We start from the raw sequence: 20,523 nt of genomic DNA, 5'->3' as shown, positions 1-20,523 counted from the left end.
ATGCTTTCCCAGGAGTTCTGCTGTTACTAGTTTCTTATATGTCCGACACACTTGTTTACCAGTACAAGCAACCATCGCTGCTCAATAAAGCACATGGCCTTGATGAACTGTTCCTGGCCCAATACAGTGAAGTTCAGAAGAAAGACACCGCCTGCTTCTTTTGGGGAAGGCTCACCAACCCCTATATCACGGCGCGGTGCCTGGTCACACTTTCTAACGTTGTACAGTCCAGCTTTAACCTCTCCCCTTTCCAGTTAGCCTTACTCAAAGATCCTATCGTGACGGCGGGTAACAACAAGATCCGGTTTGAGGGCTTTTCCCACTGCGCCGGTGTTTATGCGCGTGTGGATGTGTTGCCGGATGGCCATGATGGAGAGTTCCTGGCAAATGGCACAACCAACGTGGACTTTAACCAGCCCATGCTCGCAGCACTTAGCGGCATCGGCAAAAGCGATAAGGTGATGCTTTCGGTAGGGAAACAAGAAGTCACCCTTCAGAAAGAAGAGGCCAAAATAGTGGAACGAAAGGTGCCCCTGCCCACCAAATGGATCAAGGGCCTCACCACAGTGCAGCTGTTCCTGGCCCAGGCTGAAAAGACGTTTACGTTCAACCGCATGCAGGCGCTGCAGCTCTTTCGCAGTATTCCGAACGGCAAACCTAAAACTGATTACTACCTGACTGTTCGTGGCAATAAGGCAGCTTTCTCACCGGTAAAGTCCTCCGCTGCCATCTGTGTCGGAGGTATACACCGCTTGCGCCTCCTGGAGCCGCTCTTGCCTTTGGCAGACGAACTACGGGTCTTCCCACACCCTGCCATGCAGTCCACCACCTGGCAGCTATACTTCGGCAACGTGCGCTTCAGCCTTTCCCTTTCCCGCGACGCGTGGCGTGGTTTCTCAGGCGAGGGAGCCGCATTGGAGGCATTGCTGGAGGATGTGCCGGAAGAATGGATCGACCTGGTGGACAAGTACAGCTATGCCAACCAGGAGTTTAACCCGACACTGTTAGCCATACAGGAAGGACTTGACCTGAAGAAAGTAGATAATATTACAGGGAGGCTCTCGGCCATGGGCCTGCTGGGCTTTGACCTGGATGAGAACCACTTCTTTTACAGAAGCCTGCCTTTCAAGTTAAACCGGATCCTGAGCCTGAACCCGCGCATGAAGGAGGCAGAAAAGCTGCTGGAGGCCGGAAAGGTGGAGTTGGTGGTTCAGACGGACACGAAAGTCGAAGCACGGGTGGAAGGCAGCGGTGTGCGCCATGTGGTCATGCTCGAAGGCGACAAGGAACGCTGTACCTGTACCTGGTACAGCAGGCACCAGGGAGAAAGAGGGGCCTGCAAACACATACTGGCTGTCAAAAAGAAACTGATCGGTTAACCTACGTGCATATGACTATCCAAGAGCAGCTTACCGGCATCATTGCAAAACAAAAAGAAGAAGCCCTGCTTCTGTTCCTGCGGTCACTGGACGCGAAGCAAAAGAAAAGCCTTGTACCTCACGTCAAAAAACTGAACAAGGAGTACTTGGAGTACAAACCCGTTACGAAAGGCGGCTCCACCACCTTTACAAGCAAGGCCACACCCGTTCAACGGCAGATGCTCGGAATCGCCTCCTTTGTACTCTTCAACCTCTCCGATTTTGATAAGTCGCTGGCCGCTGCACAGGTACTGGAAAGAGGGGTACTGGCCCGGGTCATTCACTGGTACTGCCCAACCTGGTTTAGTGATTTCATAAACAAGTACGGAAATGCCGAGTATGTCCCGTTGTTTATCAGCTATGAGTGGGTCATGGAGCTGACTGAGCAGGGCTACCTGACACCTGGGGAACATTTACTCGCTAAGCTTTTGCCTGAGCTTATCTATGAGCGAACCGGCAGCGAGTGGAACTTCAGGCCTGAAAAACTGCTGCAGCGGGAAATAACGCTCCGGGAGCACATCTGGTACGTCTTTGAAAAGGAGACCGGGATTAACTGGAGCGACAGGTACTTACAATTTACCAAAGCCTCTGCTTCCCAGCAAACCGGCTGGATAGCGGCCTTCACCACGCTCTCAGATGAAGGAAAGATCAATAGGGTCCGACTTCTGAAAGAAGCGCTGGCTGCCACGAACCGGAACTTCAACAAAATATTGTCCGGCTGGTTTGCCAACCTCTTCACCAGCCTGCAACCCACAAAGGAGGAGCTGCTGATGCTGCAAAAGGAGTTGTTGCAGGTGGTCAGTTCTCCCCACAGCAAGGTAGTGAACATGGCCCTGAAATACATCAAGGCACTGGCGGCAGAGAAAGGTTTTTACCTGGAGGATTTTCTGGAAAACGGGCCTTTGTTGCTGGCCTCTGAGACAAAGGCCGTGGTTACATCCACGCTGATGGTGCTGGACACACTAGCCAGGAAGCACAAGGACAAGGCGGGCGCTATCACCCAGCTGGCGTGCCAGGCTTTGCTCCATCCCGATGACTCCCTGCAAACCCGGGTTGCCAAACTGGTGGTGAAGTACGGGAAGGCCGCTGACCCCGCCTTGCGGGAAGCGGTAACAACGTACCACGACTCGCTTTTCGTCCATACCCGCAACCTGCTTCAGGATTTTGTCGCCACACCTGAGCGCATAGGAGCATCCCTGCAGGAGCTTCCAGGGAGCTTTTCTGAAGAGCCAACCCTGCAACTGGAAAACAAGATAGAGCCGGTCGGTACGTTCGATGAACTGGTGTACCTGGCAAGCCAAGCATTTGACAACAACCAACCCTACCACTTTGATCTTCTTGCCGCGGCACTGATAGACCTGCAGCAGGAAACCCAGGGAGAGAACATCCCGAAGCTGGAGCCAGCCTTTCAGAGAGCCTATAAGCTCCTGCTCAATGACTGGCAGAGCACGATGGGATACCTGGACCACCTGCTTGCCACCTTCTTTGTGAGCTATGCTTACCTGTTGCACGAAAAGTTCCCGAAAGCTACAGCGTCCATAACCGATATTCACAACAGATACGTGCAGCAGGATCGGGAAAATAAGAAGCGCTGGTCTTTTTACAACCTGAGGATAGGCAGCCTGGAGAGCTGGAAAACGCATACAGAGAATCCAGCCTATGAACCTTACAAGCAAATCCTGCTGACGGTAAAGGAAAAACTAAGGCAAGAAGACAGGTTACCTTTGCTGTCCACACCAACACACGCCCCGGGCTGGATTGACCCGGCCATTCTGGTGAAGCGCTTGTCGCAATACACAGCCTCCGGTGTGAAGCCCGATAGCATGGACCTGCAGATCGCTATGTCCCGTTGTGCACTGGAAGCACCCGAAGAAGCCCTTGCTGCAGCGAAGGAGTTGCCCGGGGAGTACGGTCACCTGGTTTGTTTTTTACTGCAGCCCGATGCCTCCCCAAGGCCTCCTTTCACCACACCAGCAGCCTGGATGGCCGCAGCATTAGCCAAGACACCCAAGCAGGTTTACCCGGAATTCTCCCCTTTTTCCGGCACCATGTTACCCCATCATTACCTGACAGGACAGTTTGAATGGCAGGCGCTGCTGGAGGCATACACCTATAAGAAGTATGACTATCAGAAACGGCAAGAGCTTAAGGTGCATGATACCAGAAAGATACTACGCGTGCGGATAAAGAAGCAAGGCATAGCAAATCCGCTATCCGGCATCAAAAATAATCTAAGAAAACTGCTCCCGCTCCAGAAAAAAGGGGTGACGCTGCTATATGAGTACCTGACCCTGAAGACGAAGTACCTCGATGCAGAGCCTAACGATATTCAGCGTTTGCTCATGCTTGTCCCCAATAACCCGGAGCTTCTCCTGGCCCAGGTAATCGGCCAGTGCCTCACCTATCCAACCTTCTGGAGTGAGGCCGACAGGAAAATGGTGACAGCCACGATCCGCACGTTACAGGAAATATGGAAGGACTTTGGTGCAACCGCCCATCTGTTTGTAGCCACCTGTATGTTGAGCAGCGATAAAACCATCCGTGCCTTCGCCGCCGAGATATGGATCAGGGGAGTAAGCAGTGACTCCATCAAAAGCGGTTTAGTCGGTGAAATCATTGGTCTGCAGGAACAGGTTGAGTTTGCCCCGCTGAAACGGCTGACGGATCTGATCATCAGCAACATGCTTCAGGTTTCAGGCAGGCATAACGTGCAGTTGGAAGAAATGCTTACCGCTCTTCTACAGCAGCTACCAGATGAACCGATCAAAAACCTGAAAAAACTGCTGGAAATTTACATGGAGGTCCTTGCCCTGAACAAGTCGGCGGCAGAGAAAGATCTCACGCCGAAGCTGGAGGCATGGCAGCATGCACCTAGCCTGAGTAAAACGATCAGCAGGATTAGGCAACTATCCCCTGTTGGAGAAAATATACTTACAAAAGCTTAGCCTTTGTTAAATGATGAGACGCGAAAGGTGTGGTCGGTAAAATATGTCAGGGATTCCCTGCCGAAGCCTAAGGTGCATTTCCCAACACCAATCCAGCATGCTACAATGCGGATGGAGCGGACTGCCCGGGCTCCTGATGGGCCACCAGAGAGCTTGTAACAGTAGCGCATACTCCTGTCTTAGGATTGCTATTCATCTACTAGTTGACTGCTTATGCGCTCTACTCCTTCTACCCCATACCATGCATCGCGATAAGTCCAGCGTGAACATCGGGAAAGTGGTTTTCAGGCGAAAGCCCATGGTGCGCTGGTTCAACCCGCTGCAGCTGCTGGATACGGCGGTCCGGGTGATGGTCTCCTTTGTGTTCAGCACCTATGCCGACAAGCGGGAGTCGTTTGCCACTACCCGCAAAGCGCCTTCCTACGACTACAGCGGCCGTGAGGAGCTGTGGCTGAACTACATCGCCGATGTCGGGGACGGCTGGAACCCCACCTGATTACCATCTCCGGCAACCACGACTGGTATGACGGGCTCAGCAGTGTCCTAAAGCAGTTCTGCCAGGAACGTAGTATCGGCGGCTGGACCACACGCCAGGAGCGGTACGAGAAACTGGCCTTCTTCAGGAAGCACTGCTTAGAAAGCATCACTTACAGTGTCAAGCGGGAGGGCGCCTGCCTGGAGACAAGGCGCAGGTCCCTTGAGCTTGTGCTGGCGCTGGCGGGGGACCTACACCATTACGCCCGCCATAACCATGTGACTGAAGGCAGTCCGGATACGCCCTACCTGACGGCCGGGGGAGGCGGCACCTTCCTACACCCGACCCACCATCTGAAGGAGGCTTTGACGTGGCCCGACAAGCACAGCGGCAAAAACGAGCGGTTTGTGCTGGAGGAATGCTTTCCTCCCAGGCGGGTATTCCGGGGGTTTACTTTCCGAAACCTCCTGTTCCCGCTAAAGAATCCTTATTTCAGCCTGTTGCTGGGCCTGGTTTACCTGCTCATGGGTTGGCAGCTTTACAGTGACCATGCCCGACTCTGGGAAAAATGGCCGGGAACACACGGATAAACCGTGCTGTGCCACTCGTTTCGGGCTGTATGAAGGTCGGAATGGCAAACGCCGCAGTACAATATCTCAATCTCCACATCATGTGGTGTGGGGTTTCTTCTTTGGATGTTCAATTGCTCCAAAGCTGCATCGGCTGCTTCGGTGCCGAACGCTTTCACTTCTTTTGCTTTCACGGGGATTGCTCCATCTGCTGTTGCTTTTACTCTTTCCATATTTAAATACTGTCTTAAGTCAGTTACGAGTTATATTTTACTGTTTTAATTCGCTACTGTTATAAATTTCCTTCAAAGAACGACTCCAACTTTTCAAAAGGAATAATATCAGTCTGATCGTACAGATCCACATGGTCTGTATTGGGTACAATCACCGGTTCCTTCGGCTCAGAGGCCATCTTATAAACATCTTCAGAATAATAGCGTGAGTGGGCGTATTCACCGGCTACCAATAGTATTGGACGAGGCGAAATCATCTCAATGTTGGCTGCCATCGGAAAGCTAAAGAAAGCCATGGGGTTGTAGCCGTCTAAGCGGTTGTGGAGTTGATAGACCTTTGATGGAAGCCACGTTTTGTCCGGTAATAATTAAAGAAAGATGCTAGAACCGGATCAGGATTCACCGGCAGCGTTTTGGGAAGCACCCGATCCCCTTTTACAAGATCACCCGACGGTGTTGGTGGTTCTCTGTTTTAGAGGAGGCTTGCAAAGTCAGTGGATAGCGCTTCATAACTGCTTTGAACAGCAGAACTGCAGCTGATCAAGTTGTAGTGGCGGAGGCCCGATCAGGCTATGTTGAGTAGGTGTATGAGAAGGTGCATAATGGACTGGAGTACACAACAGGCAGCACGCTCTTTATGCCCGGTTTCTTTCAGCCATTGAACAATTGAGCATCTCCAGCCGCTCCAGGTAGTAGTTCCTGTACACATCCTTCATATTCTCCCGCAGGAAGGAGTGCTTAATTAGCTTATGGACGGTGGCGTGGTCCTGCCGGAAAATATGTAGTATTCCGGCCAAACGCTTTTCCTGCAGACCAATCCAGAGCCCAAACTCATAGATATCGTCATAGGCGTAAAAACCCTTAGCCAGTAAGCTCTCTGTTTCATAGTCACCCGAGAAGAGCGCGCCTTTCAGGGCGAAGTACGAATCCTCCACGTGCAAGCAGGTGCAGATCAGATCATATGCCGGGCTCAGTACGTAATCGCCGTAGGCTGTGTCAATGAGGGAGAAATTCTTCAGGTGCGCATCGCCGTTCGAGAAGAGGTAGTTAAACACGATCAGGGAAAACAGCTTTTCCAGTTCCACCCGGTAGGCAGGCACTGTGGATTCAATGATACGGGCGATCTCCTCATAGCTCCCCTCATATTTGAAGTCACTGCCGGCCGTGTGCCTGGTGCGGCCGGCAAGCGAAGCCATATCCTCCTGCCCATGCCTCATCCCGTCAGGCTTCACATCAAAGCGCCTGGTGATGTAGGCAGGTTCCCCGCTCCGAAAGAAAATCAGGGATGGGGTGACAGTGCTTCTTACACCCATAGCAATAACCTGCTTTCCTTGTTCTGCTTCACCCTCACCAGGCTTCCGATAGAGGCAAACGGATACTTTTCTCCTATGGCTCTTCCCTCCTGCAATAGCCAAGCTACGATTTGAATTTCACAAGGGAGGTGTCAGTGGGACGCTTCGTGGTTTGCCGCGTACTGGCATTTAAGAACTCTACCAGCCCTTCTCGCTGCATCTGCTCAAAGGCCGCCAGGTAATTGGCAAGGCAGTAGGCAGTGCCCGGGTTATCGAGCTCATAAATCTTTTCAACCGACTTGTACTTGTACTGTCCTGCTTTATCTGTTAACCTTTTTATCAGGTTCACGATTGTGAAGGCTGGCTCCTGTCCAAACAAGGAGAATTGTGCCTGCACAAATTTATGCGCTGCCCATTCGGGAACACCGTCCTCTCGCGAAACGCTGTATGCCATCATGTACTCTTTCAAGCCCCTGTAGACCTTTAGATCAGGCGACGCAAAAAGCAGGTAAAATGCAGCCTGCTCACATTTTGGCAGATTGATTTTGTAAAGCAGGGAAGCATATCCTTTGCTCTGCAACACGCATTCAAACTGCTCCAGGATAAACTGCTGGCGCTTTCCCTTATCCTTCTCCAGTCGGCAGAAGCGCTGTACCTGTGGCAGCTGCTCGGCAAACAACCGGGCCAGTATCTCCGGCTGTTTCTTACCTGCCATGGTTTTGGTAAGGTTGTCAGGGCTTATGAGCATAAAAAGGTCCGAACGCCATTCTAACAGGGCTTTTTTGGCTACCTTGTGTGCGAGAACGCTCGCAAACGGATCCGCAAAGACCAGGGAGGCATGACCTGCTCCAGCCAATTCTCCTGGCAGGACTTTAATTTCAGGTGCAGCAAGGCTTTTGGGCGGGTTCTGCAGTTCTGCACAGTAAGCACAGCCTGACAGCTGTTGTTGAACCTGTTCCAGCACCTCTTTGTATTGGCTGTAATAAAACGAATGAGCCTGTTGGTTTAGCTCCGGTCTCGACAGGATACTCTTAAGTAAAGTGGTGTTGGTATCAGGAACAGCGTCCTGCTTGCTTTCGGCATGTAGGTCCGCATAAAAGATGCCTTGAATGGTCTGCTCTTTGATCCTGTTTACCTGCATACAGCACCAGACATCAAAAAAAGGCAGTAGCAGCTCCTGTTTGATTTCTGTAATGCTGCGCCGCTGGCTAAAGAAGTTGTTTGGTGCTACTGTGGGCATAGGAAAAACACAGCACGATGGGCTGCTGCAATTTTGAAACTGGCCACTAAATTAATTAGTTACACCATGTTTATACTAATTAATTTAGTATTTTATTTACCAACACAAGCTCTTAGACTTTTAAATTATTGAGGATCAACACCCTTATATAGGCGTCATAGCTCTCTGAGCACAAACCAAATACGTTTAGTAGTGCCTACAGATAAAACCATGGAACATTGGGGCCGTGACCTAAAGGTGTATATCCAGCGACTACCTGCTCATGGAAGCTAAAAGAATTTGTTTGTTGGCTTAACGGCCTGCTCCGCTGAGCAGGCCGTTAACGATGGTTTTAAACCCATTCAATAGGAAGCAACACGGGGATAAGGGCGATCAGCAGTTACACCCTCAACAACGCAGGCACAGCCGCAACACATAGTACCAAAGCCGCAAAGAGCGCCTCCTGCTAACGCTTTCTTCCCGCCAGTTCAAATACCTTTCCCAAGGTATAAGTATGCACACCCGGTTGTGCGGCAATCCCGGCGTTGACCATGGCCTGCGCCACTACCCTGTCTACGTAGGGTCTGTACTTGCCCGCCAGGCCCACTTTATCCAGCAGGTGCAGCACCTTGTAAGCAGCCTCCTCACCAAAACGGCTTTGTTCGCGGTTAACATGCAGCAAGCCTGGCTGAATTAAGCACAAAGATAGGCACGCCGGCTATCACCTCATAGCGCAGGCCGAGAAAATGCCGTCCCCCTTATCGTTTCCTGCCCGCTTCCACTTAGCGTGAAAGGCGCTGGAAACTGTCTTGCACCATGACCTGTGCAAGCCTGATAGCTGGCATGGAGATAGCACTGCCTACTCCTTTTCGAGGTGGAAGGGACCAGGGAAGCCATAGAAGAAGCAACGCTTGCTTCGATAGGATTCTGACTGGGGCAGGTGCGCGTGTGATATGGAGGTTGTCGCACACCGTACGGGGAAGAAGTCGATCTGGTAAGCACAGGCGGTGCCAGCGCTCTTTGATGCTCCGAGCCAGGGCAGCAACAGGCCAAATAGTAGCAGCACCAGGTTAAGCTTCTTCTGTACGCTTCATAGCTAACGCGCCCCCCGCTGTATTGCTGCGCTCATACCAGGTTTTTTTTGTGAATTGCCGGCGTTCAGCGATTGAAGCTACACGGTGCCCCCTGCGCCTACCCAATGGCATTATTGACAAGGTCACAGCTGAGCAGGCCTCCATTCTTCTGCCGCAACTCCAGGCGCGTGCTGTAGAGAGCGATGTTGTATTTTCTATTTTTTTGGGAGTAGCCGTTTAAAGGCGCCGGTGCGGGCTTGGCGCCAGGATAGGGCTTCGCGCTCCTATGCCCATGCCTCCGAGCAAGCTGTCGCCCCGCTACTAATCGTGATCACAGCACAGCGCGCTGCCCTTTTCAACAGACAGCAGCTAGCGAACAAACCCTTGAAAAAACCAAAAATGCAGCAGGGCTACCAAAATCCAGAAGCACGAACCATACAGGATTCCGCGCGCCGTGCCTTTCCGGCACTTCCTATAGATAAGGAAAAGAAGCACCTGTACAACCGGGGTGAGGTAAAGGATCCCGATGACCGTATTTACCTGTCGAACGCCTGTTTCGTAGCTGTCCGCTTTGGAAAAGGTTGCCAGCACATAAACCAGGTACACACCCAGCAAGATGGCCGGCATTAAGAAAGCGTAATAAAAGGCAGCTCACTTCATGTTCAAGCGTTAAGTAAAGAATACAATCACAACGTTCACTACTTCGGCCGGCTTCTCACCTAAGTGTCCTCTGGCAGCCCCCCTTTTTCCGGGAGAACCTGCGGGCCGTAAAAACCCTTGAATGCCCGGGCACCCGGGCCTGCTTATGCCGGTACCAGGGCAGCTAGTTGCCGGTCAACCTCGGCAAACAAGACCGTGTTGCCTTCCTGCCTGTATGCCTGCAGCCGGTCGCGGAATCGCTCCACGTCATAGAGGAAGGCTTTGAGCCCGTCGGCACTGAAGCAGTCAAAGTGGCGGCCGTAGCCCATCTTCTCCACATAGGCGGCATTGACAAACTGCTCAAACTGCCCGGCGATTGGTACCGAGCAGATCGGCTTTCGCAGGTACACGGCCTCGCTGAGCAGGGAAAAGCCGCCGTTGGCTACCACCGCCCTGGCCGAGGCCAGGTCCCGGATGAAGCCCGCCTCGCTAAAGGCCTTGAGTTGCACGTTGCCGTGCGTTTCCTCCTTGTTAAAGCCATAGACGCGGAACTCCTCTGTCGGCAGCTGTCGCAGTGTCTCCACCAGGTTGGCCTGGCTGGTGCTCGTCTGGTACACCAGCACGTGTCTCCCCACGGAAGGGACCGCCTGCAGGATCTCGCGCCGGATGATGGGCGGCACTAGGCTCGTGCGCTCCTTGCAGACCGGCGCGTCAAAGAACGAGGAGATGAGGTAATAGTCCGAGCGCGGCACCTTGGAGCGCACGATATTTCTGGCGATGGCGTAGCTGCCACGCTCCTGCCTCGGCACTGGGATGTCGAGCGTGCACCGGCTCATCACCTGCATGTTGTCGATGCTGATCAAAGGCAGGCCGTGTTGCTTGGCAAAGAAATAGGTAAAGGACTCAAAGTCCGAGATCACCGCCTCCGGGGAAAAGCTGGCAAGCAGCTGGCGGTAGCGCTCATAGTTGCGGTGCAGGTTCTCGGGGGCTGATTTAAGTGTCAGCAGGGCCGTTCCCAGCTTGGAGACCGCCGCCTGGCGGTAAGCCAGGTGAAAGCCCTTGATCTCGTGCACCAGGCCCGGGAAGGCCTGGTTTAAAAACTGATATGCCCTGGCACTGGAGACCACCTCGACCTGGTGTCCCTGCTCGAGCAGGTGGGTAATGATGACCTTGCTGCGCGTAGCATGGCCCATGCCCTCTCCGGGCACTCCGTAAAGTATCTTCATGATCAATTAGTTTCAGGTTTGGTTAAGGCAAATACCCGGGGCAGCAGACCCGTGAGCGAGAGCAGGTAGGCCAGCACCAGGCCGGCAGCGGCGCCCAGGCTCACGTCCAGTTCCGAATGCACGCCCAGCGCCACGCGCGACAGGCACACGAGCAGGGCCCAGCCCAGGGGCAGCAGGCACCAGCCCCGCCTACGGGCCGGCAACTGCCCGCACAGCCAGAAGGCCAGCATAGTGGCCAGTAAAAAAGCGTTTTGAGAGTGGCCGGAGGGAAAGGAGTAGCCGCTCTCAGCCACCCAGTGCGCCAGTACCAGCGGGGAGATACCGGCATACTGACCGGCATTCTCCTGGAGGTAATGCTCCAGGTATGCCTGTCGCTCGGGCACCGGCTTGCGGTAAAACTCAGCTAAAAGCGGGCTCTGCGCCTCTCCCAGGAGAAACACGTGACTGGGCCGGGCCTGGTGCAGGAGCGGCTTTACGCCGTACTCGTTCAGGGCGGCGGTACTCCCCAGCAGGAGTAGCAGAAAGCCGAAGCCAACAGCAAAGGCTCTTGCCCGGTGACGGCTGCGCGCCTGCTGCCAGGCTGCCGCCAGGCAAAGCGTCACGGCCAGTGCCGCCGTGCCATACACGCCTCCTGACTCAGAGACAGCGTACCAGAAAACCGTGTCCAGGTCACTTTCCAGGTAGCCGCTGAAGGCAACCGGCAGCCCCCATAGGCACAGCACCAGCATCAGCCAGGTACCCAGGGCGCAGCGGAGCGCCAGTTTGTTTTCTTTGTAGTGCGTTCTCAAAGGGGATTTCTTTCAAGCCAGGCACAGTATCGGTGCCCGTTGGCTGTTGTCACCGTTCACAAGACCAGGTTGCGAGTATACCAAATATATTCTATATTCGATAATTCATCCAGCAAAAGGGTGTGAAGTGCGCTTTTCGGCCGTGCCCCGTGCCAAAGGCAAAGCGCCTCATCCACCCGAGCAAGAAAACAAACGACAATGACCAAGCCCCTTCTTACCGCGGTGCGGCAGCACCCGGTGGCGCATCCCGGCGACCGGGTGCTGTTCAACTGGCAGAAAACCGCCTGGCTGTACCTGTTCCTGTTTCCCAGCATCGCCTTCACCTGGGAGGCAGCCTCCTGGACGCTTAGCCTGGCTTCAGCTCTCCTCACCTTCTTTATCGTGGGCATCGGCCATTCGGTCGGCCTGCATCGCGGCATTATTCACCGCAGCTACCAGTGCAGCCGGGCTTTCCGTAACCTGACGGCTTACCTGTTTGTGCTAACAGGCCTGGGTAGCCCCCTCTCCTGGCTAAAGCTCCATTACATCCGGGACTACTGGCAGAACCGGAAGGACACGCCCCGCTACTTTCAGTACCACCACTCGCTCTGGAAAGACTACTGGTGGTACCTGCACGTGAGCTACCTGCCCGGCAATTTGGAACGCTACGCCATTCCTGCCGATGACCTGGAAGATCCCTGGCTCATCTGGCTGGATAAGACCTGGTACCTGCATGTGCTCGGGGCCTGCGGACTTGTCTGGCTGCTCTTTGGTTGGCAGGCCCTGGTCGTGACCATGGCGCTGCGCATCAGCCTCACCATGCTGGGCCACTGGTTTGTGGGTTTTGTTACCCACACCTACGGCTACAGCCAGTACAGCATTGCGCAGGCAGACGTGAGCGGTAAGAACACCTGGTTTCTGGGCCTGATAAGCTTCGGCGAGGGTTTTCACAACAACCACCATGCCCATCCGTCCAGTGCCCGCTTTGGCCTGAAATGGTATGAGATTGACTTCAGCTGGTACATGATCCGGCTTTTCCAGAACCTGGGCCTGGTATGGGCGGTACAGGAGGCGGGAAAAGACCAGACCCTAAAGCAACGCGCCACCCCGCACCTGACCCGGTGGAGCTGGCCCTGGCAGGAGAGTGATAAGCAGCGGCCTGTCCGGAAGCAGTGTTAATACGAACATGGGTATGAAACGAGCTTTAATCAAAAGTACTCTCCTCCTACTTTTCCTGGCCCTTTCCTTCGACTGTTATGCGATAAAGCCTGCGCAGGAGTACGTGGCCACGCCCGACAGCTTAGGGATGCGCTATGAACAGCAGGTGCTGAGTACCCCCGATGGTTATGGACTGAACACATGGCTCATCCAGCCCTCCCCGGAGAAGGACAAAAAGACCACGCTGGTGCTTTCTTATGCAGACAGTGGCAACATGTCCTACTGGCTCCACCACATCAAGGCGCTGTCCGAAGCCGGGTACACCGTAGTGGCCTTCGACTACCGGGGCTTCGGAAAAAGCTCAGAGTTTGAGATTGACCCGCTCCACCTCTACTACAACGAGTTCGCCACCGACCTTGCCACCGTGCTCAGGTGGACGAAGCAGAACGCGCGGGGGAACAGAACAGGCGTGCTGGCCTTCTCTATGGGCACCATCGTGGCCACGATCGCCCTGCAGCTGGAGAAAGCGGACTTCCTGATTGGCGAAGGTTTCGTGCACGCCCCCAGCGCCTACGTGGCAAGGATAAAGGAAATCAAGGGCCGGGACATTGCCCTGCCTGCGGGTGCCGACACCTATGCCTCCAAGCTCAGGAAGCTAAAGTGCCCCATGCTGCTGGTGGCTGGCGAGCAGGACAAGTTCACCACGGTCGCGGACAGCGAGCAGATCGCCCGGCAACGGGGCAACAGGGAGGTCCTCAGGCACAGCGGCAACCACACCGAGGGCTTCATGACCCTGACCAAGAAAAGTTTCGGGGACTTGTATGTCAAAGCCCTGATGCACTTTACCCAAAAGCTAAAAGGATGAGAAAGGCCCTTATACTCTTCCACCTTTCTTGGCTAGTTATGTTTCAGGCCAGGCCACAGGCCCGCCAGCCGGAGGACTTCGGTTTCAGGCACCTGCAGACGCGCTTCCAAAAGGACACCGTCGACATTCTGGTGCTCTCCAGGCAAGGGGAGGAAAAGGTAAAAAAGCCGCTGTTCCTTTTTATACAAGGCTCGCTGCCCAAGCCCCTTATCCTTATCAATGAGAACGGGAAGCCATACATGGTTTTCCCCTTTAATGCGGACATCCTGCTGGAAGACTACCATCTTGCCATCATCGGCAAGCCATACGTGCCGCTCATCCGCGCGGCCAGCACGCTGCGCAGGGACATGGCCTACCTAGACCCGCAGACGGGCACTTTCCCACAGGAGTACATACAGCGGGACAACCTAAGCTACTACGCCCATAGAAACAAGGCTGCGGTAAAGTACCTGAAGCGGCAGGATTGGGTTGGGGATAAAGTGGTCGTTGCCGGTCACTCCGAGGGGGCTGCCGTGGCCGCCAAGCTTGCAGAGGTGTCCAAAGACGTGACGCACCTGATATTTTCCAGTACCAATCCGCTGGGCAGGATGGCCACCACCCTCTCCCAGATAAGGCAACAGGACGACTCGCTGGGGACGGCAGCAGAGGAGCAGTTCCGGTTTTGGGAAGAGTTGGTGCGCGACCACGGGAACAACGAAGTGAAGGGCGAGGTCACCTACAAATCCATCTACAGCTTCTCACAGCCGCCCATGGCCTCTCTGCTGAAGCTGAGCATACCTGTGCTGGTGGCCTACGGCACCGAGGACACCGCTGCGCCCTTCTTCGACTACCTGCGCCTGGAGGTTATGCGCGAGAAAAAGGATAACTTCACCTTCACCCCCTACGTGGGCCGAGAGCACAACTTCTTCGGCATGGGCCGTAACGACGAGGTGAACTATGATGACTTCGGCTGGGACATGGTGGCCGCGGATTGGAGAGCGTGGCTTGAAAAAGAGTAGTCTTTTCCTTCCTATGTTTTATGGACTACACCTCGTATGAAAAGATGTAAAAAGAAACCTAAGACAATGGGAGCAGAATCATACCTGATGGAAGTGAAGTTTAAGCACCCCATCCCACAAGCGGAGCTAATCAGCATGCTGGAGAGCTGCGGAGCCACATACATGGCTGGCGGTCCTAGCCCTAGCTCAAGTACAGGTTGGGGAAGCTATCGCTTTGAAATTAGGAGTGAGCTTGGCTTGACTGAGCTGCGTGCCGACTTGGCTCCGGGTGAGCGGGAAGTGCCTCGCCTCTTCCTCCGGTTCTCCATCCTCAGCCCCCGCACCGTCATCGGCCAGTCCTTTGCATTCCTGCGGGAGTTGAGGGCAAAACGAGCCGTAGCGGTTTATCCAGCCACCGGGGCAGAAGACGAAGCGGAGCTTGAACTCGATGAGGAGAGGTTCCTGCTGAGCGCAAAGCAGGACAGGGTGCTGGCGACCATCCTTGGCAATGAGCAGGGGCTTATCATAGAGGGAGGGGAAACGACCATACACTACATCTATGATAACGAGCTGGTCAGTCAGGTGTGGGGCAGCACCTCTCCCAGGACCAAGCAGAAATGGTGGCAGAAGCTTTGGCGCAGCCAGTGATGCTCCTTGCAGCTGACCTGATGCAGCTATGTAATATCCGCAATGTTCAGGCCTCGCGCTGGACCAGTCAGTATAACTTTCAACCAGAGCGACTACACTCACGCACGGGTGCCATACTAAGTATGCTATGACGATATTAAAGACCTTCCTATACATAAGAGCCGTGGCTTTACTAAGTATCGCTATATTGGCCACTCAGCCCCTGCACGCCCAGAGCCATGAAGAGGACAAGTACTTCAGCAGCGAGCAGGAGGCCTACTACGACTCGCTGCATCACCCGTCTCTGGAGCCTGCCAGCAGGGAGGAGATACTATCGTTTCGCCTGCCGCACATACACATAAAGGAGTTAAGGTCTTTTACCCCCTTTAAGGATATCTACAGCATGAGTCCGGAGCAAAAGCAGGAACTCAAAGAGTTTTATGAAGCTCAGCAAGTTCCAAACATGGTCCAGAACGGCATCCTGCCGCAGGAGGGTACGAGTGGAGTAAGCAAACTACATATCATCAAGAAAGGCAGCCTGAATGGCGGGCAAGCTATTTTGTTTACAGATGATAGGTTCGATGAATCCCGAGAAGGCATATGGGTGGCTCTCTATGATGAGTCGAAACAGTGGAAGTGCTACTATACTGGACTGGCCCAGGGTAAGCCACTCTTCCTCAAGTGGGACTCTAGACTCCCATTACTAAAGGACAGCGGCCGCCTGCAGATCGAGGCGGCTTTCCTGCGGGAGTTTTATTCACCCAAGCACTTTTTTCCAATCCACGATGCGGTAAAGGACGGTGTAACGGTTGAAATTGACTTAAAAGCTATCATCGCTGACACTGACGGGGACGGGCTCTCGGATGTCACAGAGGCGAAACTGGGGCTTGACCCTTCCCTAAGGGATACGGACCGAGACGGTATCATCGACAGCCTTGACCCCAACCCAAGGTTTAACCTGCCTAGAACAGATTTCTCAGTCATATACCAGGCCTTACTATCCGATACCTATATTCCTCCTACAAATGGGTACAGCAGGGTGCCTTATATGGCCAACTACAAGATGCTCCTCATAGAGCCCAAGGCTACTAGGCTCATTGTCAGTGACAGCAGGCATGTGCAGAGCATTACCTTATCAGACGAAAGAGTTATTATCCTGACAGATAAAGCGTATAAGCAGCACAGGGCAACCTACCCAAGTACCCTAAAACAATACTACCTCAGCCCCCTGTTCAAGGTAGATGGCATGCCGGACACCTACCGGCTTCGTGTCTCATTCGGTCTAGGTGGCACCGAGTACCTCATCAGGAAAGGGAGGGGCGGCTGGGAATACAAGATGCTCTCCACGTGGATTGAGTGATGCAAGTATAAGCCAACATTCCCAGTGCCAGAGCGTACATGGGACCTACCAGACTCCTTACTCAGTACGGATGATGAACAAAATCTTGCTCCCTTCTCTCCTTCTGCTACCCCTAATGCCCCCGTCGTGCCGGGACCGGAAAGCTATCTCAGCTGATAACCAGGAGCGGACACCGGCTACGGTTCGGATAGTCCCTGAGCTGCACCGGGAGCTGGTGACCGATAATCCAACCTTGGACTCCGTCACCTATGAGATGCTGTTGAACGCTGGCTTCTCCGGGCCGGAGGTTGCGCGTGCCGCTTACGCTGGCTCCAAGGTCACTTATGCCGTGGTCGGGGACACAAGCTTATCCACCGATGAACTTCGGTTTGCCGAGGCACGGCTTGGCGGGGACACCCTCTTCCTCTACATCAAACCCGCCTCCTCGCTCTCGGAGACATTCGGGGGCTGGGGCATAGCCGTCACCGTGGTAGGCGACAAGGCAAGCTCTCACTACTACGAATGGTCTGACATTGCCCCTTACGGGGCAACTGTCGCTGAGGAGTACAGCAGGCTGACGCTGAGCAAAGGCACCTACGAGCAAGGTGACACTGTTGCGGGAGAGCTGTTCACAAGGCTGAAGGGTGACCGTTACGCAGCCGGTTACTTCCGGGCTATCATTGAGTGAGGAAAACAACTAGTAAACCTTAACCTCCCAGCCCTCTTGGACCTGATTAACACCGCCCCATTAAATAAAAAGGCCAGTCGCACCTCGTCCTATAAGAATCAACCGGAAGCACTCAAGCGCCATGCTGAAGATGCACTATGCCATATTCATTCTTGCGGATTCAACTTTTGAATCTTATCATGGTGATTTTTTTTGGATTATCTGCGGGTTTTGAATATCATACTGAGGCTTTACTAACCTTCTATATAGACCATTTCCATGGTGTTCCGCCGGAATAAGAATGACATCTCCATTGAGCTAAAGGAAAACCACCTCACCTACAGCCTTAAGGATGAGACAACCAACCAAACCAAGAAGGTGCCCATTTACTTTAATCCGAATTAGAAACTTTCCTTTAGTGTGGTAAAGTGAGACAGTATGTCCAGCTTCTTCCCCAGGAGCAGCAAAGACTTCAAAATAACTCATGTAGTACGCATGCACCTCGCCCACCTTTTCATCAACTTGAATAGACACCAATGGGGGTTACCTTTTCAATCAAAGTAGATGCTGGTTTTCAAGCTATCGGACCTTTCATCAAGTATAAGACCGCGCTAATGGTCCGTCGTAACTTTGATGCGGCGTCTTTTCCCTTTAAACTGGCTGTATTTATCTTCCAGGTATTGCCTGGTGGGAACCGAAAAGTAATGCAGATGGTCTTTCTCTGAAATGGTGTCGCCTTTATGGTTGTTGCAGAAGTAGCAGGCCAGCACGCAATTATCTTCTGTATATAAGTTTAAGCGCGTGTCTCTTCGCTCCAATTCCAATGACCTGCCCCGCCCCCTTTTCGTTTCGAGCGCGCCCGTATCAAACAACTCCTCCAACTTATATTCCTCGATGTTGCAGCAGGCACAGATTCTTGGCTGTCTTTGGTACCATTCAAAAAAAGCCCTTTTGCCTGCGCGTTCAAAGGCAGCAAACGCCGGGTTACCCTTCCTGCTTGTATACAGTGTATTTGCCCTTCTGATCTTTGTTCTGAATTCAGTACCGGTAGCCCACCATGCCTGTAGTATAGAAAGACTCAATTCCCTGTTTTCCTGTAGAAGGAGAGGATAGCTTTTATCTTCGATCAGGTGCTGGATCAAGAATTCCTCCTGGGTCATACCATAATAACTTTTTACTTAAAAGTTTAGCCATCTACGCTCAGAGCATGTAGATGGGACTGGGGGCTGGGACCCAGCCCAAACAATAGGTTTAGTTGTTGGTCTTTTGTGACAAACCCTTGTTTATTCCACCGACAGCTGCCTTCCTTCAGCGGCAGCCTTCTTGTCCAGGCTTGTGCCTACCCCAAGGCCCATAGCCAGCCCAATGGGCAGCCCTATACCCATGAGGCCATAATTCCCAAGCGCTGTAGCAAACAGCATCCCCAGCGGCAAACCGAAAGCTGCCATGCCCAAGGCCATCCATAGATTGCGGTGATAATTGCGGGGTACCAGCTGCAGCTCCTTTTCCACAAGTTTCAGAACCCCTTTATAGGCTTCCTCTACTTGCTTAGCCAGCGCATCCCCACTTTCAGCACTGGTATTTACCTCACGGACTAACGCATTTACGCCAGCTTCTGTGTCGGCTGGGATATTCCTGGCGCTGAGCTCACTAAGCAGGGACCGCAGCTTCTCATAAGCTGCCTGGAGTTTCTCTGGCCTGTTTGACGCGTCTTCTTCCTGCAATTTTTCTATCATGTGTCTTCGTATTAAATAGTCTTTAATGCTCCACCCTCTAGGTTTCCCATCCTCATGAACCTCTCCCGAATGCTGTCAATAAGCATATTCCCTAAGAATAGCATAAAATAGATTTCTTAAAGGTTCAAAAGATAGAAAAACCAAGCCCCTGCTGCAAGTCTGAACGCGGGTTTAGCTCTGGCTTCAAGTTTCCCACTGGAGTAGATTCACATAAAGATAGAAATAAGCCATCATAGGGCATGGCAAGAGCTACTGCATACAAGGAGGCCGTAACGGCCCTACTTCAGGAGTTTCAGCAGACGCACGAGGCGCAGGAGCTAATCGACGGGCTCCGGCAGTTGGAGGAGGCTGCCGGAGAGGGAGAGCGTTGGCTTCGCTTCTTCGAGGGCGACACGGGCGCTACTTCTATCGGTGACCTGGAGCATCACCTGGCGGCTCCCTCCCAACCGAACTACCGCTCTGTGCTGGAAAGTATGGACATCTCCCTGGAGCAAGGTGGGCTGCAGGTGCGCTTTTCATGATTTAGCTTTGCAAGCGGCTTTGCCAAGATTGTTTTTTTAACAGCCCTATTCTTCTAACAATCAAACCAACTGTAGTTGCTGCATATATGAGCTCCCCACAGGTACCTCATTGCCTCTGATCGTTAGCTGGTGGCGCTCGATCTTCTCTACCTTGTCCTTGGCCACAATGTAAGAGCGGTGTACGCGTACAAACTTATCGGCTGGCAAGCTGTCGGTGGCTTCGCTGATGGTCATGCGGGTGAGCAGTTTTTTTTCCTCCAGCACAAAGGTCACGTAGTTGCCCGCTGCCTCCAGGAACAGAATCTCTTCATAGTAAACCCTTACCTGCTCATAGCCCGTTTTCAGGAACACATAGTCTTTGACAGGTGCCGGCGCAGCGCTACGAAGCTGCAGCAGTTCCTGTGCTTTGTTGCAGGCTTTCATGAACCGGGGCAGTGAAAAGGGCTTCAGCAGGTAGTCTATGGCGTCAAGTTCAAAACTGGTCACAGCGTGCTCAGAATAAGCTGTAGTGAAAATGACCATGGGCTTTACCTGCAAGCTTGCAAAGAAATCAAGGCCCGAGATATCGGGCATTTTGATGTCCAAAAACAGCAGGTCTATAGGCTCCTCCTGCAGGTGCTCCAGCGCTTTGAAGGCATCGGTATAGCAGCTGACCAGTTCCAGAAAAGGCACTTTGGCAGCATGAGACCGTACCACCTCCAGCGCCATCGGTTCGTCATCAATCGCTATAGCCTTCATATTTGATTCTCTACTTTACCCATGAATATACGCACATTT

Annotated in this window: 23 protein-coding genes; 13 read left to right on the top strand and 10 right to left on the bottom strand. The window is 53.2% G+C overall.

Going from position 1 to position 20,523, the window contains the following annotated elements; translation table 11 throughout:
- Window positions 1-38 precede the first annotated feature (38 nt).
- From FJM65_RS17885 to FJM65_RS17870, 4 genes are all read left to right on the top strand, one after another.
- Window positions 39-1,379 (top strand): SWIM zinc finger family protein, encoded by a 1,341-nt coding sequence (locus FJM65_RS17885; protein ID WP_140623243.1) that lies wholly within the window; start codon window positions 39-41, stop codon window positions 1,377-1,379.
- A gap of 11 nt (window positions 1,380-1,390) precedes the next feature.
- Window positions 1,391-4,363 (top strand): DUF6493 family protein, encoded by a 2,973-nt coding sequence (locus FJM65_RS17880; RefSeq protein ID WP_140623241.1) that lies wholly within the window; start codon window positions 1,391-1,393, stop codon window positions 4,361-4,363.
- Window positions 4,364-4,604: 241 nt separating this feature from the next.
- Window positions 4,605-4,859, top strand: a complete 255-nt coding sequence (locus tag FJM65_RS17875) for a hypothetical protein (RefSeq protein ID WP_140623239.1) — start codon at window positions 4,605-4,607, stop codon at window positions 4,857-4,859.
- Window positions 4,811-5,428, top strand: a complete 618-nt coding sequence (locus FJM65_RS17870) for a hypothetical protein (RefSeq protein WP_140623237.1) — start codon at window positions 4,811-4,813, stop codon at window positions 5,426-5,428. Before FJM65_RS17875 ends, FJM65_RS17870 begins: the two co-directional genes overlap by 49 nt.
- On the opposite strand, the gene FJM65_RS17865 is transcribed toward FJM65_RS17870, so the two are convergent.
- The 5 genes from FJM65_RS17865 to FJM65_RS17845 all read right to left on the bottom strand — a co-directional run bounded on the left by FJM65_RS17865 (window position 5,377) and on the right by FJM65_RS17845 (window position 8,833).
- Entirely contained in the window at window positions 5,377-5,640 is a 264-nt protein-coding gene (locus tag FJM65_RS17865; RefSeq protein WP_317131346.1) for an alcohol dehydrogenase catalytic domain-containing protein, read from the bottom strand. The two genes, FJM65_RS17870 and FJM65_RS17865, sit on opposite strands and share 52 nt — an antisense overlap.
- A gap of 59 nt (window positions 5,641-5,699) precedes the next feature.
- Window positions 5,700-5,936: an alpha/beta hydrolase gene (locus tag FJM65_RS21465; protein WP_219856003.1), complete on the bottom strand. Its 237-nt coding sequence runs from the start codon at window positions 5,934-5,936 to the stop codon at window positions 5,700-5,702.
- Window positions 5,937-6,275: 339 nt separating this feature from the next.
- Window positions 6,276-6,953, bottom strand: coding sequence for a HipA domain-containing protein (locus FJM65_RS17855; RefSeq protein ID WP_140623235.1), 678 nt, complete (start codon window positions 6,951-6,953; stop codon window positions 6,276-6,278).
- Window positions 6,954-7,056: 103 nt separating this feature from the next.
- Window positions 7,057-8,172, bottom strand: a complete 1,116-nt coding sequence (locus tag FJM65_RS17850; RefSeq protein WP_140623233.1) for a hypothetical protein — start codon at window positions 8,170-8,172, stop codon at window positions 7,057-7,059.
- 445 nt (window positions 8,173-8,617) lie between these two features.
- Window positions 8,618-8,833 carry a Rossmann-fold NAD(P)-binding domain-containing protein gene (locus FJM65_RS17845; protein ID WP_239023005.1) on the bottom strand — a complete coding sequence of 72 codons (216 nt, stop codon included), beginning with the start codon at window positions 8,831-8,833 and terminating at the stop codon, window positions 8,618-8,620.
- 775 nt (window positions 8,834-9,608) lie between these two features.
- On the opposite strand from FJM65_RS17845, the gene FJM65_RS17840 reads away from it, so the two are divergent.
- On the top strand, window positions 9,609-9,854 hold the full coding sequence (locus FJM65_RS17840; RefSeq protein ID WP_140623231.1) for a hypothetical protein: 246 nt from the start codon (window positions 9,609-9,611) through the stop codon (window positions 9,852-9,854).
- A 173-nt stretch (window positions 9,855-10,027) separates the two neighbouring features.
- On the opposite strand, the gene FJM65_RS17835 is transcribed toward FJM65_RS17840, so the two are convergent.
- Window positions 10,028-11,089 (bottom strand): MJ1255/VC2487 family glycosyltransferase, encoded by a 1,062-nt coding sequence (locus FJM65_RS17835; protein ID WP_140623228.1) that lies wholly within the window; start codon window positions 11,087-11,089, stop codon window positions 10,028-10,030.
- A 2-nt stretch (window positions 11,090-11,091) separates the two neighbouring features.
- Entirely contained in the window at window positions 11,092-11,877 is a 786-nt protein-coding gene (locus tag FJM65_RS17830) for a phosphatase PAP2 family protein (RefSeq protein ID WP_140623226.1), read from the bottom strand.
- Between the two features lie 198 nt (window positions 11,878-12,075).
- Here FJM65_RS17830 and FJM65_RS17825 point away from each other — a divergent pair, with 198 nt between their 5' ends.
- From FJM65_RS17825 to FJM65_RS21660, 7 genes are all read left to right on the top strand, one after another.
- Window positions 12,076-13,035, top strand: coding sequence for an acyl-CoA desaturase (locus tag FJM65_RS17825; protein WP_140623224.1), 960 nt, complete (start codon window positions 12,076-12,078; stop codon window positions 13,033-13,035).
- A gap of 13 nt (window positions 13,036-13,048) precedes the next feature.
- On the top strand, window positions 13,049-13,879 hold the full coding sequence (locus FJM65_RS17820) for an alpha/beta hydrolase (RefSeq protein ID WP_181163775.1): 831 nt from the start codon (window positions 13,049-13,051) through the stop codon (window positions 13,877-13,879).
- A gap of 38 nt (window positions 13,880-13,917) precedes the next feature.
- A complete protein-coding gene (locus tag FJM65_RS17815) occupies window positions 13,918-14,877 on the top strand; it encodes a dienelactone hydrolase family protein (protein WP_181163774.1) in 960 nt (319 codons plus the stop codon).
- A 36-nt stretch (window positions 14,878-14,913) separates the two neighbouring features.
- Complete coding sequence (locus FJM65_RS17810; protein ID WP_181163773.1) at window positions 14,914-15,504, top strand: hypothetical protein; 591 nt, start codon at window positions 14,914-14,916, stop codon at window positions 15,502-15,504.
- A gap of 127 nt (window positions 15,505-15,631) precedes the next feature.
- Window positions 15,632-16,843, top strand: a complete 1,212-nt coding sequence (locus FJM65_RS17805) for a thrombospondin type 3 repeat-containing protein (protein WP_140623215.1) — start codon at window positions 15,632-15,634, stop codon at window positions 16,841-16,843.
- A 70-nt stretch (window positions 16,844-16,913) separates the two neighbouring features.
- Entirely contained in the window at window positions 16,914-17,510 is a 597-nt protein-coding gene (locus tag FJM65_RS17800; RefSeq protein ID WP_140623213.1) for a hypothetical protein, read from the top strand.
- A gap of 258 nt (window positions 17,511-17,768) precedes the next feature.
- On the top strand, window positions 17,769-17,894 hold the full coding sequence (locus tag FJM65_RS21660; protein ID WP_262710952.1) for a hypothetical protein: 126 nt from the start codon (window positions 17,769-17,771) through the stop codon (window positions 17,892-17,894).
- A 206-nt stretch (window positions 17,895-18,100) separates the two neighbouring features.
- Here the strand turns inward: FJM65_RS21660 and FJM65_RS17795 are convergent, their stop codons facing one another.
- Together FJM65_RS17795 and FJM65_RS17790 are read right to left on the bottom strand one after the other, a co-directional pair.
- Window positions 18,101-18,649, bottom strand: coding sequence for a hypothetical protein (locus FJM65_RS17795; protein WP_140623211.1), 549 nt, complete (start codon window positions 18,647-18,649; stop codon window positions 18,101-18,103).
- Window positions 18,650-18,772: 123 nt separating this feature from the next.
- Window positions 18,773-19,225 carry a hypothetical protein gene (locus FJM65_RS17790; protein WP_140623208.1) on the bottom strand — a complete coding sequence of 151 codons (453 nt, stop codon included), beginning with the start codon at window positions 19,223-19,225 and terminating at the stop codon, window positions 18,773-18,775.
- A gap of 239 nt (window positions 19,226-19,464) precedes the next feature.
- Here FJM65_RS17790 and FJM65_RS17785 point away from each other — a divergent pair, with 239 nt between their 5' ends.
- Window positions 19,465-19,746: a hypothetical protein gene (locus tag FJM65_RS17785; RefSeq protein WP_140623205.1), complete on the top strand. Its 282-nt coding sequence runs from the start codon at window positions 19,465-19,467 to the stop codon at window positions 19,744-19,746.
- 60 nt (window positions 19,747-19,806) lie between these two features.
- Here FJM65_RS17785 and FJM65_RS17780 read toward each other — a convergent pair whose 3' ends face one another.
- Entirely contained in the window at window positions 19,807-20,484 is a 678-nt protein-coding gene (locus FJM65_RS17780; protein ID WP_140623203.1) for a LytR/AlgR family response regulator transcription factor, read from the bottom strand.
- Window positions 20,485-20,523 lie beyond the last annotated feature (39 nt).

This window comes from Pontibacter mangrovi, assembly GCF_006385705.1.
GTDB lineage: Bacteria > Bacteroidota > Bacteroidia > Cytophagales > Hymenobacteraceae > Pontibacter > Pontibacter mangrovi.
Note: the sequence above shows the minus strand (reverse complement) of the source record. Positions and strands in the feature narration are given on the sequence as shown.

Excerpts from the sequence above, each read along its gene's own strand:
- FJM65_RS17885 (WP_140623243.1), top strand. The coding sequence starts at position 39 with ATGTCCGACACACTTGTTTACCAGTACAAGCAACCATCGCTGCTCAAT.
- FJM65_RS17880 (WP_140623241.1), top strand. The coding sequence starts at position 1,391 with ATGACTATCCAAGAGCAGCTTACCGGCATCATTGCAAAACAAAAAGAA.
- FJM65_RS17875 (WP_140623239.1), top strand. The coding sequence starts at position 4,605 with ATGCATCGCGATAAGTCCAGCGTGAACATCGGGAAAGTGGTTTTCAGG.
- FJM65_RS17865 (WP_317131346.1), bottom strand. The coding sequence starts at position 5,640 with ATGGAAAGAGTAAAAGCAACAGCAGATGGAGCAATCCCCGTGAAAGCA.
- FJM65_RS21465 (WP_219856003.1), bottom strand. The coding sequence starts at position 5,936 with ATGGCTTTCTTTAGCTTTCCGATGGCAGCCAACATTGAGATGATTTCG.
- FJM65_RS17855 (WP_140623235.1), bottom strand. The coding sequence starts at position 6,953 with ATGGGTGTAAGAAGCACTGTCACCCCATCCCTGATTTTCTTTCGGAGC.
- FJM65_RS17850 (WP_140623233.1), bottom strand. The coding sequence starts at position 8,172 with ATGCCCACAGTAGCACCAAACAACTTCTTTAGCCAGCGGCGCAGCATT.
- FJM65_RS17835 (WP_140623228.1), bottom strand. The coding sequence starts at position 11,089 with ATGAAGATACTTTACGGAGTGCCCGGAGAGGGCATGGGCCATGCTACG.
- FJM65_RS17825 (WP_140623224.1), top strand. The coding sequence starts at position 12,076 with ATGACCAAGCCCCTTCTTACCGCGGTGCGGCAGCACCCGGTGGCGCAT.
- FJM65_RS17820 (WP_181163775.1), top strand. The coding sequence starts at position 13,049 with ATGAAACGAGCTTTAATCAAAAGTACTCTCCTCCTACTTTTCCTGGCC.
- FJM65_RS17815 (WP_181163774.1), top strand. The coding sequence starts at position 13,918 with ATGTTTCAGGCCAGGCCACAGGCCCGCCAGCCGGAGGACTTCGGTTTC.
- FJM65_RS17810 (WP_181163773.1), top strand. The coding sequence starts at position 14,914 with ATGAAAAGATGTAAAAAGAAACCTAAGACAATGGGAGCAGAATCATAC.
- FJM65_RS17805 (WP_140623215.1), top strand. The coding sequence starts at position 15,632 with ATGACGATATTAAAGACCTTCCTATACATAAGAGCCGTGGCTTTACTA.
- FJM65_RS17800 (WP_140623213.1), top strand. The coding sequence starts at position 16,914 with ATGATGAACAAAATCTTGCTCCCTTCTCTCCTTCTGCTACCCCTAATG.
- FJM65_RS21660 (WP_262710952.1), top strand. The coding sequence starts at position 17,769 with ATGGTGTTCCGCCGGAATAAGAATGACATCTCCATTGAGCTAAAGGAA.
- FJM65_RS17795 (WP_140623211.1), bottom strand. The coding sequence starts at position 18,649 with ATGACCCAGGAGGAATTCTTGATCCAGCACCTGATCGAAGATAAAAGC.
- FJM65_RS17790 (WP_140623208.1), bottom strand. The coding sequence starts at position 19,225 with ATGATAGAAAAATTGCAGGAAGAAGACGCGTCAAACAGGCCAGAGAAA.
- FJM65_RS17785 (WP_140623205.1), top strand. The coding sequence starts at position 19,465 with ATGGCAAGAGCTACTGCATACAAGGAGGCCGTAACGGCCCTACTTCAG.
- FJM65_RS17780 (WP_140623203.1), bottom strand. The coding sequence starts at position 20,484 with ATGAAGGCTATAGCGATTGATGACGAACCGATGGCGCTGGAGGTGGTA.